The sequence below is a fragment of the Lentzea xerophila genome (genome assembly GCF_051094245.1).
Taxonomy (GTDB): Bacteria; Actinomycetota; Actinomycetes; order Mycobacteriales; family Pseudonocardiaceae; genus Lentzea; species Lentzea xerophila.
This window is the reverse complement of sequence record NZ_CP194934.1, coordinates 8,643,155-8,657,027: the sequence shown is the minus strand read 5'-3', so window position 1 is coordinate 8,657,027 and position 13,873 is coordinate 8,643,155. Positions and strand designations below refer to the sequence as shown.

The 13,873-nt window shown below is 68.7% G+C and carries 17 protein-coding genes; 3 read left to right on the top strand and 14 right to left on the bottom strand.

Annotated features, from left to right (window positions below):
• Window positions 1-50: 50 nt before the first annotated feature.
• Entirely contained in the window at window positions 51-926 is an 876-nt protein-coding gene (locus ACRSBM_RS41650; protein ID WP_434452231.1) for a phosphoribosylaminoimidazolesuccinocarboxamide synthase, read from the bottom strand.
• A gap of 88 nt (window positions 927-1,014) precedes the next feature.
• On the opposite strand from ACRSBM_RS41650, the gene ACRSBM_RS41645 reads away from it, so the two are divergent.
• On the top strand, window positions 1,015-1,449 hold the full coding sequence (locus ACRSBM_RS41645) for a hypothetical protein (protein WP_434452229.1): 435 nt from the start codon (window positions 1,015-1,017) through the stop codon (window positions 1,447-1,449).
• Here ACRSBM_RS41645 and ACRSBM_RS41640 read toward each other — a convergent pair.
• The 8 genes from ACRSBM_RS41640 to tnpB form a co-directional block, all read right to left on the bottom strand.
• Window positions 1,446-2,246 carry an MOSC domain-containing protein gene (locus ACRSBM_RS41640; protein ID WP_434452227.1) on the bottom strand — a complete coding sequence of 267 codons (801 nt, stop codon included), beginning with the start codon at window positions 2,244-2,246 and terminating at the stop codon, window positions 1,446-1,448. The genes ACRSBM_RS41645 and ACRSBM_RS41640 overlap by 4 nt on opposite strands.
• A gap of 2 nt (window positions 2,247-2,248) precedes the next feature.
• Window positions 2,249-3,667 carry an adenylosuccinate lyase gene (gene purB / locus ACRSBM_RS41635; protein WP_434452225.1) on the bottom strand — a complete coding sequence of 473 codons (1,419 nt, stop codon included), beginning with the start codon at window positions 3,665-3,667 and terminating at the stop codon, window positions 2,249-2,251.
• 25 nt (window positions 3,668-3,692) lie between these two features.
• The gene (locus ACRSBM_RS41630; RefSeq protein WP_434452223.1) at window positions 3,693-4,469 is read right to left on the bottom strand and encodes a hypothetical protein; all 777 of its coding nucleotides are present in this window, start codon (window positions 4,467-4,469) and stop codon (window positions 3,693-3,695) included.
• A complete protein-coding gene (locus ACRSBM_RS41625) occupies window positions 4,466-4,999 on the bottom strand; it encodes a SigE family RNA polymerase sigma factor (RefSeq protein ID WP_089918696.1) in 534 nt (177 codons plus the stop codon). The genes ACRSBM_RS41630 and ACRSBM_RS41625 overlap by 4 nt, the downstream gene beginning before the upstream one ends.
• Window positions 5,000-5,056: 57 nt before the next feature.
• Entirely contained in the window at window positions 5,057-5,641 is a 585-nt protein-coding gene (locus ACRSBM_RS41620) for a TetR/AcrR family transcriptional regulator (RefSeq protein WP_434452221.1), read from the bottom strand.
• A 27-nt stretch (window positions 5,642-5,668) separates the two neighbouring features.
• Entirely contained in the window at window positions 5,669-6,346 is a 678-nt protein-coding gene (locus tag ACRSBM_RS41615) for a hypothetical protein (protein ID WP_434452220.1), read from the bottom strand.
• Between the two features lie 20 nt (window positions 6,347-6,366).
• Entirely contained in the window at window positions 6,367-6,885 is a 519-nt protein-coding gene (locus ACRSBM_RS41610) for a SigE family RNA polymerase sigma factor (protein WP_434452218.1), read from the bottom strand.
• A 90-nt stretch (window positions 6,886-6,975) separates the two neighbouring features.
• On the bottom strand, window positions 6,976-8,352 hold the full coding sequence (gene tnpB, locus ACRSBM_RS41605) for an IS607 family element RNA-guided endonuclease TnpB (RefSeq protein WP_434452216.1): 1,377 nt from the start codon (window positions 8,350-8,352) through the stop codon (window positions 6,976-6,978).
• A gap of 137 nt (window positions 8,353-8,489) precedes the next feature.
• Between tnpB and ACRSBM_RS41600 the strand changes: the two genes are divergently transcribed.
• Window positions 8,490-9,431, top strand: coding sequence for a GntG family PLP-dependent aldolase (locus ACRSBM_RS41600; RefSeq protein WP_434453467.1), 942 nt, complete (start codon window positions 8,490-8,492; stop codon window positions 9,429-9,431).
• A gap of 1 nt (window position 9,432) precedes the next feature.
• Window positions 9,433-10,029 carry an HAD-IA family hydrolase gene (locus tag ACRSBM_RS41595; protein ID WP_434452215.1) on the top strand — a complete coding sequence of 199 codons (597 nt, stop codon included), beginning with the start codon at window positions 9,433-9,435 and terminating at the stop codon, window positions 10,027-10,029.
• Here ACRSBM_RS41595 and ACRSBM_RS41590 read toward each other — a convergent pair.
• From ACRSBM_RS41590 to ACRSBM_RS41570, 5 genes are all read right to left on the bottom strand, one after another.
• The gene (locus ACRSBM_RS41590) at window positions 9,973-10,698 is read right to left on the bottom strand and encodes a potassium channel family protein (protein WP_434452213.1); all 726 of its coding nucleotides are present in this window, start codon (window positions 10,696-10,698) and stop codon (window positions 9,973-9,975) included. The genes ACRSBM_RS41595 and ACRSBM_RS41590 overlap by 57 nt on opposite strands.
• 39 nt (window positions 10,699-10,737) lie before the next feature.
• Window positions 10,738-10,887 carry a hypothetical protein gene (locus tag ACRSBM_RS41585; protein WP_030465871.1) on the bottom strand — a complete coding sequence of 50 codons (150 nt, stop codon included), beginning with the start codon at window positions 10,885-10,887 and terminating at the stop codon, window positions 10,738-10,740.
• 77 nt (window positions 10,888-10,964) lie between these two features.
• A complete protein-coding gene (locus ACRSBM_RS41580) occupies window positions 10,965-12,095 on the bottom strand; it encodes a pyridoxal phosphate-dependent aminotransferase (protein WP_434452211.1) in 1,131 nt (376 codons plus the stop codon).
• 254 nt (window positions 12,096-12,349) lie between these two features.
• Window positions 12,350-13,498, bottom strand: coding sequence for a transglycosylase SLT domain-containing protein (locus tag ACRSBM_RS41575; RefSeq protein ID WP_434452209.1), 1,149 nt, complete (start codon window positions 13,496-13,498; stop codon window positions 12,350-12,352).
• A 1-nt stretch (window position 13,499) separates the two neighbouring features.
• Window positions 13,500-13,805, bottom strand: a complete 306-nt coding sequence (locus tag ACRSBM_RS41570) for a hypothetical protein (protein ID WP_434452208.1) — start codon at window positions 13,803-13,805, stop codon at window positions 13,500-13,502.
• Window positions 13,806-13,873 lie beyond the last annotated feature (68 nt).

The window sequence follows — 13,873 nt, the reverse complement described above, 5'->3', positions numbered from 1 at the left end:
GTTCTGAGTGCGCCACGCCGTGGTGACATCCGCGTGAAAGCGGAGCTAACTCACGCGAGCCAGTCGGCGAAGGACCGGCCCGTGAGCCGCTCGTAGGCCTCGACGTAGCGCTGCCGGGTGGCCTCGACGACCTCCGCGGGCAGTGCGGGCGGCGGCGTGTCGCTCCGGCGGTCCCAGCCGGACGCGTCCGACGTCAGCCAGTCGCGCACGTACTGCTTGTCGAACGACGGCTGCACGCGACCGGGCTCGTAGCCCTCGGCCGGCCAGTACCGCGACGAGTCCGGCGTGAACACCTCGTCCGCCAGGACCAGCTCGCCCGAGGCGTCCAGCCCGAACTCGAACTTCGTGTCCGCCAGGATCAGGCCGCGCGACAACGCGTACGCGCGCGCCTCGCTGTACAGCCCGATCGTGCGGTCACGCAGCTTCGACGCCAGTTCCAGACCGTGCTTCTCGGCGATGACGTCGAACGACACGTTCTCGTCGTGCGCCCCGATCTCGGCCTTCGACGCGGGCGTGAAGATCGGCGGGTCCAGCTCGGACGCCTCGACCAGCCCGGCCGGCAGCTCGATCCCGCACACCGCGCCGGTGGCCCGGTAGTCGGCCATGCCCGAGCCCGTCAGGTACCCGCGCGCCACGCACTCGACGTCGACCATCCGCAGCTTGCGCACCAGCAACGCGCGGCCGCGGACCTCGGCGGGGATGCGCGGGTCGTCGAACGCGACCAGGTGGTTGGGGGCGAGCCGCTCGAACCAGAACACGCTCATCGCGGTGAGCACGCGACCCTTGTCGGGGATCTCCGAGCTCAGGATGTGGTCGTACGCCGAGATGCGGTCGGACGCGACGAACAGCAGCAGCTCGTCGTCCACGTCGTACAGGTCGCGAACCTTGCCGCGGGCGACGTGCTGGTAGTCAGCGAGCGTTGGCACGCTGGTCAGCCTACGTGGCGATGTCCGGAAACCGACGTACACCCCGGCACCACTACAGATCAAGGGCGAAGACGCTTAAGGTGCACCCGTGCTCACCAGAAAGGCCCTGTGGATCCCGGCTCTGGCCAGTGCGGGACTGCTCATCGTGCTGGGCGTGGCCGGGTGGAGCTTCGACTCCAGCCCCATCTCGTCTCCCACGTCGGACTCCCAGAACACGAGCACGACCCAGTCGGTGAGCATCGTGCCGACACCGGACGTCGCCGAGATCACGGTCAAGACGTCGTCCACGACGTCGACAACCACCACGACGACCACCGCGCGGCCGAAGCCGCCACCAGCGCAGACGCCTCCGCCCGTGCTGCAGCCGACGACGACCACCGAGTCCCCGCAGCAGGGCCTGCTGGTCAACGAGGGCGCGCGGTGCGATCCCGAAGGCGCGAGCGGCATCGGGCTGACCGGCGAGAAGCTGGTCTGCCGCAAGGACCCTGAGCGCGGCGACCGCCTGCGCTGGCAGAAGGCCTAAACCGCGTCCGGGGATCGCCACCGCGTGACGTCGATCTTGTCGCCGACGGCGATGGTGCCGGTGCGCACGACCTGGGCCTTCATCCCGAACGTCACGCCGCCGTCGCCGTCACGGCGGTAGGTCGCGAGCGAACGGATCGGCTCCGGGCCGTCCTTCAGCCCGGTCTCCTGGTCGACCATCGGCACGGCGCACCGCACGCAGTCCTTGGCGTAGGCCAGTTCCACGTCACCGATCACCGCGCGCCGCACCCGGTCCTCGGTGTGCGGTTCCGGCCAGCCGGACACGACCACGTTGGGGCGGAAGCGGTTCATCGGCACCGGATCCCCTCCACGTTCCAGGATCCGCTCGTTCAGGCCGTCCAATGAGGACAGCGAGAGCACCAGCAGCGCGTTGCCGTCGGCATAGCCGATGACTCCGGTGGTCTCGCCCGTCGTCTCCCGGTGGATGTCCGGCGGCGTCCGCACGAGCCGCACCGACTTCCCGAGCGCGTCGGAGAAGTACGCGGCGGCCGCGTCACCCTGGTCGATTCCGCTGCCGTGCCAGACGTGCACGACCACCGGAACCCGCGGCCCGTCGACTACGACCGGGAAGGACTCGCCACCGATCGACAGCGCCGAGTCCACGAGGGACGGACGTAGCGCGGCCATCGCCGGAACCTTGCGCTGCGACAGGAAGACGCCCTCGTCGTCGACGAGCATCATCATCCGGTCGCCGCGCAGCCCGGTCGGTTCCACCTCCGTGGAGGCGACGGAGTACCCGCCGCAGCCCTTGACCGGGTAGACGACGAGGTCGGACACGATCACAGGATCGGCTCCGGCTCGTAGGCCGGGTACTTGTCGACGATCGCGGCGACCTGCTCCACCACGGACGCGACCTGCGCCGACGCCACACCGGTGAACGACAGGCGGTCGGCCAGCAGCGCGTCCAGCGCGGCCCGGTCGAGCGGGAGGCGCTCGTCGGCGGCGAGCCGGTCGAGCAGGTCGTTCCGCGCGAGCCCCTGCTCGCGCATCGCCAGCGCCACGGCCACCGCGTTCTCCTTGATGGCCTCGTGCGCGGTCTCGCGGCCGACACCCGCGCGCACCGCCGCCATCAGCACCTTCGTCGTGCCGAGGAACGGCAGGTAGCGGTCCAGCTCGCGCGCCACGACGGCCGGGTACGCGCCGAACTCGTCCAGCACCGTCAGGAACGTCTCCAGCAACCCGTCGAACGCGAAGAACGCGTCCGGCAGCGCGACCCGGCGGACCACCGAGCACGACACGTCGCCCTCGTTCCACTGGTCGCCCGCGAGCTCGCCGACCATCGACAGGTAGCCGCGCAGGATCACCGCGAAGCCGTTCACGCGTTCGCACGAGCGGGTGTTCATCTTGTGCGGCATCGCGCTCGAGCCCACCTGACCGGGCTTGAAGCCCTCGGTCACCAGCTCGTGGCCCGCCATCAGCCGGATCGTCTTCGCCACCGACGACGGCGCCGCGGCGAGCTGCACGAGCGTCGACACGACGTCGAAGTCGAGCGACCGCGGGTACACCTGGCCGACGGACGTCAGCACGCGCTCGAAGCCGAGGTGACCGGCGACCGTGCGCTCCAGCTCAGCCAGCTTCTCGGGCGTGCCGAGCAGGTCGAGCATGTCCTGGGCGGTGCCGACCGGGCCCTTGACGCCGCGCAACGGGTAGCGGGCGATCAGCTCTTCGAGCCTGCCGAACGCCACCAGCAGCTCGTCGGCGCCCGTCGCGAACCGCTTGCCCAGCGTCGTGGCCTGCGCGGCGACGTTGTGCGAACGGCCGGCCATCACCAGGTCGGCGTGCTCGGCCGCGAGGCGCGCGAGGCGGCCGAGGACGGCGGCGACCTTGGACCTGATCAGCTCCAGCGACCGCAGCACCTGCAGCTGCTCGACGTTCTCGGTCAGGTCGCGCGAGGTCATTCCCTTGTGGACCTGCTCGTGGCCCGCGAGCGCGTTGAACTCCTCGATGCGCGCCTTCACGTCGTGCCGCGTGACCCGCTCGCGTGCGGCGATCGACTCCAGGTCGACCTGCTCCAGCACGCGCTCGTAGTCGGCGATCGCGGTCGCCGGCACCTCGATGCCCGCCGCGGCCTGGGCCCGCAGCACCGCGAGCCACAGCTGACGCTCCAGCACGATCTTGTGCTCGGCCGACCAGAGCGTCGCGAGCGACGTGGAGGCATAGCGACCTGCGAGGACGTTGGCGATGCGGGGCTTGGTCACGCCCACAGGTTAGTGCACACCGGACTCACTCCCAGGGCGCGGACGGCTCCGTGACCAGCGCTGTGAGCACCTCCACAGTCACCGGGATCATCTGGCGGACACCGGTGCCCGTCGACGGGTTGCGCGAGTAGCTGGAGATCACGACCGACCTCTTGCCGTCCCCGATCGTGCGCGTCGACACCGCCTTGACGGTCTCCGACGCCCTGCGGAACTCGGCCTCGATGACGACCGAGCCGTCGCTCTGCCGCTCCTCCCGGCAGAAGTTCACCGACTCGTCGCCCTCGACCCTGCACACCTGGTCGACCGAGACCGCCTCGCCCGTGGTCACCAACAGCGCCGTCGGCCCGATCGAGTCGGTCAGGTACACGAACCCGTACAGGTCCGGCGAGTCCTGACCGGACCGGACGGGTTGCAGCGGCGCCTCCGGCTTGAACCCCGAGCCGCTCCAGCTGAAGCCCGCGGCCACGTCCTTCAGGTCCGGCCGCGTCCGCTCCAGCTTCCGCGTCAACGCCTCGCCGATCTTCTTCTCGCGTTCGCGAACCGACATCGACGGCGACGTCGAGACCGTCGACTGGCCCTCCGCGCCGAGCCGGCTGCCGTCCTGGTCACGCGACTTGAGCAGGCCGGGCAGCGAGAACGACGCCACAGCGATCATCGCCGTAGCCACTCCCACAGTGACCAGCGCTCGCCGGCGACTTTTTTTCTGCTCGACCCGCCTGATCAGGGTGTCGGGGTCGAAGTCGAGCGGCGGCTCGTCCCAGACGGCCAGCAGCATTCCCTCGCGGATCTCCTGCTCACTCACGACGCGACCCTCCCCGAACTGTTGTCGAGCTTCTCCACGATGGTGCGCAGCGTCGCGAGGCCACGCGCCGTCTGGCTTTTGACCGTTCCCTCGGTGCAGCCCATGGCCACCGCCACCTCGGCGACCGACAGGTCTTCGAAATAACGCAGCACGAGCACCGCCCGTTGACGCGGAGGCACCTGCAGCAACGCGGTGTGCACCAGCTCACGGGCCCACAGCTTCGCGCTGGTCGTGTCCGGGTCCACGGTGGCGTCCGCGGCGTCGGGAAGCTCCCCGTCGCGCTGCTCGGCTCTGCGCCACGGCCTGCGCTTCTCGTCCAGCCAGGTGCGCAGCAGCACCTTGCGGGCGTACGCGATCAGGTTGTCGAGATCCTTGATGCGCTTCCAGGCGAGGTACATCTTCATCAGGCTCGACTGCATCAGGTCCTCAGCCGTGTGCCAGTCGCCGCAGAACAAGTACGCAGTGCGTCGCAAAGACGCGGCATTGGCTGCCGCGAACTCGCGAAAGCCCTGCTCATCGGCCTTGCGCATGCGATCCCCTCTCGCGTCCTCAACCAGGGGAACGCATCAGGGGAACGCGAGGTTGCATCACGCGTGACGCGAAAGAGCCGAACGGAGCATCCTGGCCGCGACACCGCGCGGGTCCGGCTTCAGCTCGATGAACGCGTTCACCATCGTGCCGTCGACCAGCGCGATCAGCTCCTCGACCCGGTCGGGCGTGATGTCGCGGCCGGACCTGGCGAAGATGTCGGCGATCAGCTCGTGCAGCTCGGTGGACAGCACGTGCATCAACGGGCGCAGGTACGGGCGGCGGCCGGTCGCGACGAGACGTTCGTAACGCAGCAGCATCGTCTCGGTGTCGGTGACGTCCTGGCCGACCAACAGGTCGAGGACCAGCTCGACCAGCACGTCGGCGTCGGACAGCTGGTCCGAGATCGTCGCCAGGCGTTCGCGGCAGCTCGCGAGCTCGGTGCGGCCGTGCAACTCGACCGCGGCGGTGATCAGCTCGTCGAGCGAGTCGAAGTAGTACGTGGTCGACGCGAGCGGCAGACCTGCGCGTTCGGCGACCGCGCGGTGCCGGACCGCGTCGAACCCGCCCTCCACGAGCAGTTCGGACGCGGCCTCCACGAGCGCCTGCCGCCTGCGCTCACCCTTGGGGGTTGCTGCCGTCATAGTCGCGCCAGGGTACTGGGCGGACGATCAGAACCGGGGGGCCAGTGCGTCCGCGAACCGCTTGGCCTGGCCTTTCAGCTCGCCGTCGCCCTCGGTGAACACGTAGAGGTCCTGGCCCTGGGCGGTCCTCGCCTTCTCCGCACCGGCGGGCGCGTCGAACGACTGCGGCGTGACGATCGCGGTGATCGTCAGCCCGTCGATCTTGAACGCGGCCGCGCGGGAGTCGGGCGAACAGCTCCGCGTCGGCGGCACCGCGAAGTCCGGTGGAACCGAAAGCTCGACGGCGAGGGCGTCGGCGAGCTCTCGGTCCACACCTGCGCAGCCCTGCACTGCGCGATCACTGACCGAAGGGCCAGTGCTTCCCGGCGGCTGCGCGTCCCCCTGCGTGGACGAGCTGTCGCCAGGGAAGTCCTTGTTCGGAGGCTGGGCCTCCATCAGGGTCATCGGCGATTGTGCCGTGTCGTTCTCCTGCTGCCCAGCACCCGCGCTGGTCGCGGTGCCGTCGTCGCGGCCTGCCGAGTTCGTACCCGCCAGCACACCGCCGAAACCGAGCACCACGACCAGGGTGGTGCCGGCGGCGATCGAGTTGCGCCTGCGCCGCGTGGCGCGGAGCGAGGCCGTCCGGACGTCGCCCGCGTCGAAGGACGCCGGTGGTGCGTCGTGTGCCGCGTCGCGGAACAGGTCCGCGAGCTTCCGCTCGTCCATCTACGTCCTCCTCTCGCTGGTCACGACGCCGGTCGCAGGTCGTCGATGGCGTCACCCAGAGCTTCCCGCAACGCGGTCAGCCCCCGGGCGGTCTGACTTTTGACAGTTCCTTCCGAGCATTTCAGCGTCTCGGCCGTGGCCGTCACGTCGAGGCCCTCGAGGAACCTCAGCACGAGCACGGCCCGTTGCCGCGGCGGGACTCTGCGCAGGCCCTTCAGCAACGCCTCGCGCGTCGCGACCGTCTCGCCGACCTCGGTGTCCGTCGCCGGCGGTTCGGGCATCTCGTCGGTGAACTTCTCGCGCCGCCACGGACGACGCGACTCGTCGATCACCGCACGCACGACGGTGCGCCGGACGTAGGCGTCGAGAGCCTGCTTGTCCCGGATCTTCCGCCACCTCCTGTGCACCGCCACGAACGCCGTCTGCGCGAAGTCGTCAGCGCGGTGCCAGTCGCCGCACAGCAGGTATGCCGTTCGGCGCACGGCCTCACGGCGAGCCACGAAGTACTCCGCGAACTCCTGCTCGTCGCGCTGATCCACGCGGACTGCTCTCCGCTCGTTCCTCGAGTTGCACTGACTGGACGGAAGGTGGGGCACCAACGGTTGCACGAACCGCCAAGGAGAGCTACATCACCGTTCAGGAAGCGTATAAAACGTGTCCTGAGCCGTCGCCTCGCGGCGCGGCGTTGACCTCAAGGGCCTTCCCGTGGCAGTACCTGCTGCGCCGCGAGGCGACGACTTACATAGGTTTCCGTCGGGCTCGTTTACCGTCACGGTGCAACTCACCGAAGACGTGCCCTCAACGAGAGCGGCCAGGTTGCGTGCGGCGTTGAGATCTCGATCCAGGACCAGCCCGCACGCCTGACAGTGATACGTCCGCTCGGACAGGCGCAGCTTGGCTTTCACCGCGCCACAGCCCGAACAAGTCTTGGAACTGGGAAACCAGCGGTCGGCGATGTGCAGGCGCACACCCGCCCAGGTGGTCTTGTATTCGACCTGGCGGCGAAGCTCAGCCAGGCCTGCCCCGGCGATGTGGCGAGCGAGCGTGCGGTTGCGCAGCATGCCGGCGACGTTGAGGTCCTCGATCACCACCGTGCCACAGGCGCGAACAAGGCGGGTGGTGAACTTGTGCAGGCCGTCCCGGCGCGCATTCGCCACGTGTGCGTGTAGTCGCGCGACACGGGATCGGGACTTACACCACCGTTGCGACGGCGTTCGTCCTGTGCTCCTGTCCGGCCCGTTCCGACGCGCCGCTTGGCGTTGGAATCGGCGCAGTGCTCGCTGCGCCGATTCCAGGTGCTTCGGGTTGGACACCGTCTCGCCGGTGGACATCACAGCAAGGACCTTCAGGCCGAGATCGACGCCCACGACGGGCTCAGTCTGGGCGAACACCGGGTCGGATTGCCGGATCTCGACGGAGAGCGACACATGCCACCGGCCTTGCCGGAGCGACACGGTCGCGGAGCGGATGCGGGCCGTCCCCCGCTCGACACGCCTGGCGAGTTTGCGGGTGGACTCATGGGTGCGCACGACACCGATCCGAGGCAGCTTCACATGCCTGCGATCGTGGTCAGCGAGCCCGAACGCCCCGGTGGTGAACCGGCACGACAACACCGACCGTCTGCTCTTGAACCTGGGGAATCCCAGTTTGGATCTCTTGCACGTGCCGCTCCTGGACCTATCCCAGTTGCGCAACGCGGCAGCCAGATTCGCCAAACCTGACGAATAGGCCTCCTTTGAGTTCTCTGACCACCATGGCGCGACCTCATCCTTGGCCTGGTTCCAGTACTTACGCAGGCTGTAGGCAGACCAGTTCAGCGGCGCTGTGAGCTGATCAGCCTCCACGCCGTATGAACGTTCGGCACCTCGCTGGTCCGCATTGGCCTTCACCAGCGCCAAACCCCAGTTGTAGGCGAACCGCTGCCCGCCGCAATGCGACCGCAACGCGGCATCCTGCTCTGCCGTGGGCTCCAGCGCGTACCGATAGGCACGGACCAACTCAGCCACACCAGGAGTCTATCGAACAGGTGATCGACTGACGCGTCGCCCCAGCCAATGCCTCGGTCGTTCATCCGATGTGATGTGATCGGGGCGTGACACCCATTGACCTGCGCTCGGACACCGTCACCCAGCCGGACGAGGAGATGCGCCGCGCGATGGCGTCGGCCGAGGTCGGCGACGACGTGCTGGACCACGACCCGACGATGGCGGCCCTGGAGGAACGCGTCGCCGGGCTGCTCGGCGTCGAGGCGGCGCTGTGGGTGCCGTCCGGGTCGATGGGCAACCTGATCGCCCTGTACCTGCACCTTTCGCGCGGCGACCGGTTCCTGGCGCCTCTCGGCGCGCACGTGCTGGACGCCGAGCTCGGGACCGCCGCGTGGCTGGCGGGCGGGATGCCGCACGCGCTTCCCGTCGTGTCGCCCGAGGCGGTGACCGCCGCCGCCGGTGGTGAGTCTCCCTACTACGGGTTGCGCACCACGTTGTTGTGCCTGGAGAACACGCACAACGCGGCCGGTGGCACGGTGACCACGCCGCCGGTGCACGACTCGCTGGTCGCGGCCGCCCGGTCGGCTGGTCTGGCGGTGCACCTGGACGGTGCCCGGTTGTGGAACGCGTCCGCCGCTCTCGGGGTCGCGCCCTCGGTCCTGGCCGCCGGGGTGGACACGGTGCAGGTGTGCCTGTCGAAGGGCCTCGGCGCGCCGGTCGGGTCGGTCGTGGCGGGGTCCGCCTCGTTCGTCGTCGAGGCGCGGCGCGTGCGGAAGATGCTCGGCGGCGGGGTGCGGCAGGGTGGCGTGCTGGCCGCCGCCGGCCTGGTCGCGCTGGACCGGATCTCCCGGCTGGCGGACGACCACGCGAACGCCGCCGCTCTGGCGTCCGGGCTGCGGTCGCTGGGCTGGGAGGTCGGGGAGCCGGCGACGAACATCGTGCTGGCGTCGGTGCCGGACCTCGACAAGACGCTGTTGTCGTTGCGGGAGGCGGGGATTCTCGCCAGCCCGATGTCGGGCAAAGTCCGGTTCGTGACGCACGGCGACGTGGACTCGTCCGGCATCGCCGAGGTGCTGCGCCGCGTGGAAGAGGGAGTCTGAGATGCGCTGGATCGTGTTCGACTTCGGCGAGGTCATCAGTCAGCGCAACCCGGCGCTGCCGGCGCTGGCTGCCCGGCTCGGGGTCTCGCTGGAGTCCTTCGAGGCCGCGTACTGGGACCGTGACGCCTACGACCGCGGTTGCTCCGACGCCGAGTACTGGGCGTCGATCGGGTCGTCCCTGGGGCTCTCGTTCGACTCCGCCGCCGTGCGCGAGCTGACCGCGCTGGACAACGCCGGCTGGCTGGACGATCCGGTCGTGGAGACCGTGACGCTGATCGAGGACCTGGCGGCCCTGGGCGTGCCGCTGGCGTTGCTGTCGAACGCGCCCGTGACGTTCTCGCGGCTGGCCGAGAAGGTGCCGTGGGCCAAGCACTTCAAGCACCTGGTCTTCTCCGGCGACCTCGGCTACGCGAAGCCGGACGCGGCGATCTGGAAGCACGTCGAGACCGTCATCGGTTCGTCGGACGTGATCTTCTTCGATGACCGCCGGCCCAACGTGGACGGCGCGCTGGCCGCCGGCTGGGACGCACGGCTGTGGACGTCAGCCCTGGCCGCGCGCGCCGAGCTCCGCACGGAGTTCCGCGATCTCGGCGCGTAGGTTCCGCAGCTCCTGCACGGTCTCGAGCTCGGCCTCCTCGACGCCGCGCAGCTTCTCGACGAGCCAGCTGGCGATCGTGCCGGTGATGACACCGAGCAGCGCGATGCCGCCGACCATGAGCAACCCCGCCACCAGCCGCCCCTCGCCGGTGACGGGGTAGCGGTCGCCGTACCCGACCGTCGACATGGTGGTCATCGTCCACCACAACGCGTCGCCGAACGTGGTGATGGTGGCGTTTTCCGCGTGCCTTTCGGCGTCCAGCACGGCAAGGCTCGCGCAAAACGCGACGAGGATTGTCACGCCGGCCACGTAAATGATGACCCGTTGCCTGATCTTGTGCTGGAACTTCTTGTTCAGCAACGTGATGACGGTGATCAGTCGGAGAACCCGCAGCTGCCGCACCATCGGCAGAACGACAGCGGCAAGATCGAAGATGTGCGTTCTGAGAAACCTCAGCTTGTTCTGCGCGAGCGTCAGCCTCGTGATGTAGTCGGCCGCGAACACCGCCCAGACCAGCCACAACACGATCTCCAACGGGAGGTGCATCACCCCGTGGTCGTCGAAGACCTGCCAGGCGTAGGCGGCGAGGAACACCACGGCGAGTGCCGTCAACGGCCACTCGACCTTTCGCTCCCACCGTTCGAGGCGCGCCTCGTTGGCTAGCAACACCGCCCCATGGTGAGCGGTCCGTTCTCATTTATCCAGGGGTCAGCGCCTGGATTTGATCGCACCGTAAGCCGCTGTGCCTGCGAGGAGTAGTCCTCCAATCACAGCGAGCCAGAACAGGCCTTTCACGACGGCCCCGACGACGGCCAGCACGATCCAGATCGCCACCAGCCACCCGATGATCGCCCACATAGGACCTCCCCTCCTGCTGGGTGAACGTCCGGGAGGCCCGGTTTGTTGCGCTGCTCGTTGTTTTGGCGTTGTCCGGCTCAGAGCCAGGCCTTGAGCCGTCGCAGGGCCTCCTCGATGTCCTGCGTGGCTCCCGCGAACGACATCCGCACGAAGTGGTGCCCGTCCACCGGGTCGAAGTCGACGCCGGGCACGATCGCGACCCCGGCGTCGTCCAGGAACCTCCGGCAGAACCCCATCGAGTCGTCCGTCAGGTGCCTGACGTCGGCGTACACGTAGAACGCCCCGTCCGCCGGCGCCAGCTTGCCGATCCCGAGGTCCGTCAACCCCTCGAGCAGCAGATCGCGATTCACCCGGTACCGCTCGAGGTGCCGCGCCGTCTCGGCGTAAGCCTCGTCACTGAACGCCTCGACCGCCGCGTACTGCGCCAACGCGGGCGGGCACAGCGTGAAGTTGCCCGTCAGGCAGTCCACGGCCCTGCGCAGCCGTTCCGGCAACAACATCCACCCGAGCCGCCACCCGGTCATCGCGAACGCCTTGGAGAACGAGTTCACGACGATCGCATCCCTGCTGTACTCCCAAGCACACCGCAGGGGCTCCCCGTAACTGATCCCGTGGTAGATCTCGTCGCTGACCAGCTGCACCCCGTTGTCCGCACACCACCGCGCAATCGGCTCGACGTTCGCAACGGTCCCGGTCGGGTTCGCCGGGCTGGCCACGATCACGCCCTTGAGCCCAGGATCGAGCATCTCGACCGTCGGCTGGAACCGCGTCTCCGGCCCACACGGCAACTCGACGACCTCACACCCCAACGCCTTCAGGATGTTGCGGTAGGCCGGATACCCGGGCCGCGCCAACGCGACGCGATCCCCGGCGTCGAAAGCGGCGAGGAAGGCCAGCGTGAAGGCCCCCGACGACCCGGTCGTCACCACCACGTCGTCCGGCGACACATCCAGGCTGTACTGCCGCTGGTAGTGCCCCGCGATGGCACCCCGCAGCTCAGGAATCCCCAGCTGCTCGGTGTACCCCAACGCCTGCTCACCCAGCGCCCTGGCCGCGGCCTCGCGCACCGGCCGCGGCGCCGGGCTCGACGGCTGCCCGGCAGCCAGGGAGATCACGTCCCCGTGCGTCCGCTGCCTCCGCGCGGCGGCGGACAGCACGTCCATGACGTGGAAGGGCGGGACGTCGGCGCGGGCGGCCACGGTCAGCATGCCGCCAGGCTAACTCGCCGTTGTGCGGGCGAGCGGCGTGACGGACGGCACTGGTTGCCTGGCAGGCGGGGCGGCGAGTAGGGCGCGGGGCTCAGCGAGCAGGGCGCGGGGGCGCGGTGTGACAGTCGGGCGGGAGACGCGGCGGCCACGGCGCCCGTGTGGGTGTGGATAACCAAAACCCGGCACATTTCCGTCACTGAACAACAGACGGAGAAGCGCCGGGTTCCGGACAAAGACCACCCAATCGTGCGTCGCTAATACCCTTGGTAACCGCCGCCCTGGGACATCGCCTTCAGGCCGGGGTGGCCTTCGAAGCCGCCGTAGCGCGAGAACGTGTAACGGACGCCGGCGACGATGTTGTCGACCGGGTTCCAGATGTCGTCGTGCCCAGGCAGCTTGTGGGCGTTGAACGTCGAGTCGATGCACTGCATCAAACCCTTGGAGGGCGTGCCCTTCTGGGCGTTGGAATCCCAGAGGTTGATGGCGTGCGGGTTGCCGCTCGACTCCTTTTCGATGATCTTCCAGATCTCGTCGATGTTCTCGTCGGTGACCGGGATGCCGTTCGCCTGGAGGATCTTGATGGCTTCACGGATCCACTCCTCGACGTTGCCAGGAGGCGGACTGCCCGACGGCGGCCCGCCGCTGGAGCCGAGACCGCCCACGCCTCCGCCACCACCACCTCCGCCACCGGAAGCGCTGCCACCGCCTCCACCACCGTGGTCGGTGGCGACGGGCTTGGGCCGCGGCGAGTCCGATGTGGACGAAGTCTTGGTCGAGTCGTCGGGCGGTGGGGTCGGCGCCCACTCGACCGGCTTGCCGGGGGCCGGGGTGAACGACTGGGTGTTCGGGTCTTCCAGCGACGAGAACTTCGGCGCCAGCGCGCCGGGGCGGCCTTTCAAGGTGCCTGCGGCGGCGTTCAAGGCGCTTTCTGCCTGGGAGATAACGGGTTTCGCGTCGCCGAGAGCCTCGGCGCAGTAGCTGCGGATGACGCTGTCGACGTCCTCCTGCGGCTGGTTGCGGAGCTGCCGGCGCGTCTGACGGGCGCGGCTCAGGAGGTTCTCGCAGATGCGGCTCATCGAGGACTTCGCGGTTTCCAACGCGTTCGCGGCCGCCTCCAGGTCGGTCGCGGCGCCGTTGAGCGCGTCGGTCATCGAGGTGCCGCACTTCGTCACGTTGCCCATGTAGGCGACGAAGCCGTCCGAGGACTTGCCCTCCCAGGCGCCGTCGAGCTGTGTGACGGACCTCTGCAGGGCGTTCGTCTGGTCACCGCACTTGCCCGCCGCCTGCTTCCAGCGGTTCGCGATGTCGCGCACGGCCTGCGGTTGCGCGGTCTCGACCTTGTCCGCGAGCGCGGCCAGTTCCGCACCGCCGGGCAACGCCGCGACCTCGTCCATCGCGCTCACGTCACACCGCCCTCATGGAGTTCTTGTTGGCTTCCTCGACACTTGCGAGGTTGGTCTGGATCGCGTCGAGCGCGCCTTCGACCTTGCGCAGGACTTTCTCCGCCGACTCGAACTCCTGCGTGCCCGCCTGATCCATTGCGGTCACCGCGCCCGAGATAGTGCCGGATGCGCTGAGTTTCCCGAAAATGTCCGGATTGCCGTACTGGTTGGAAAAGCCGTCACCGATCGCGCCGAATTGTCCGGCTTGACTGCTCACGGTGGTGCGGCACTGTTCCATGGCTTCGGTGTTGTACTTCGTCACAGCCATGCGCGCCTAACCCCCTCAACGTCTACTCGAAGACTTTAGAACGAATTGCACCGGGCAGGGCGTCAATT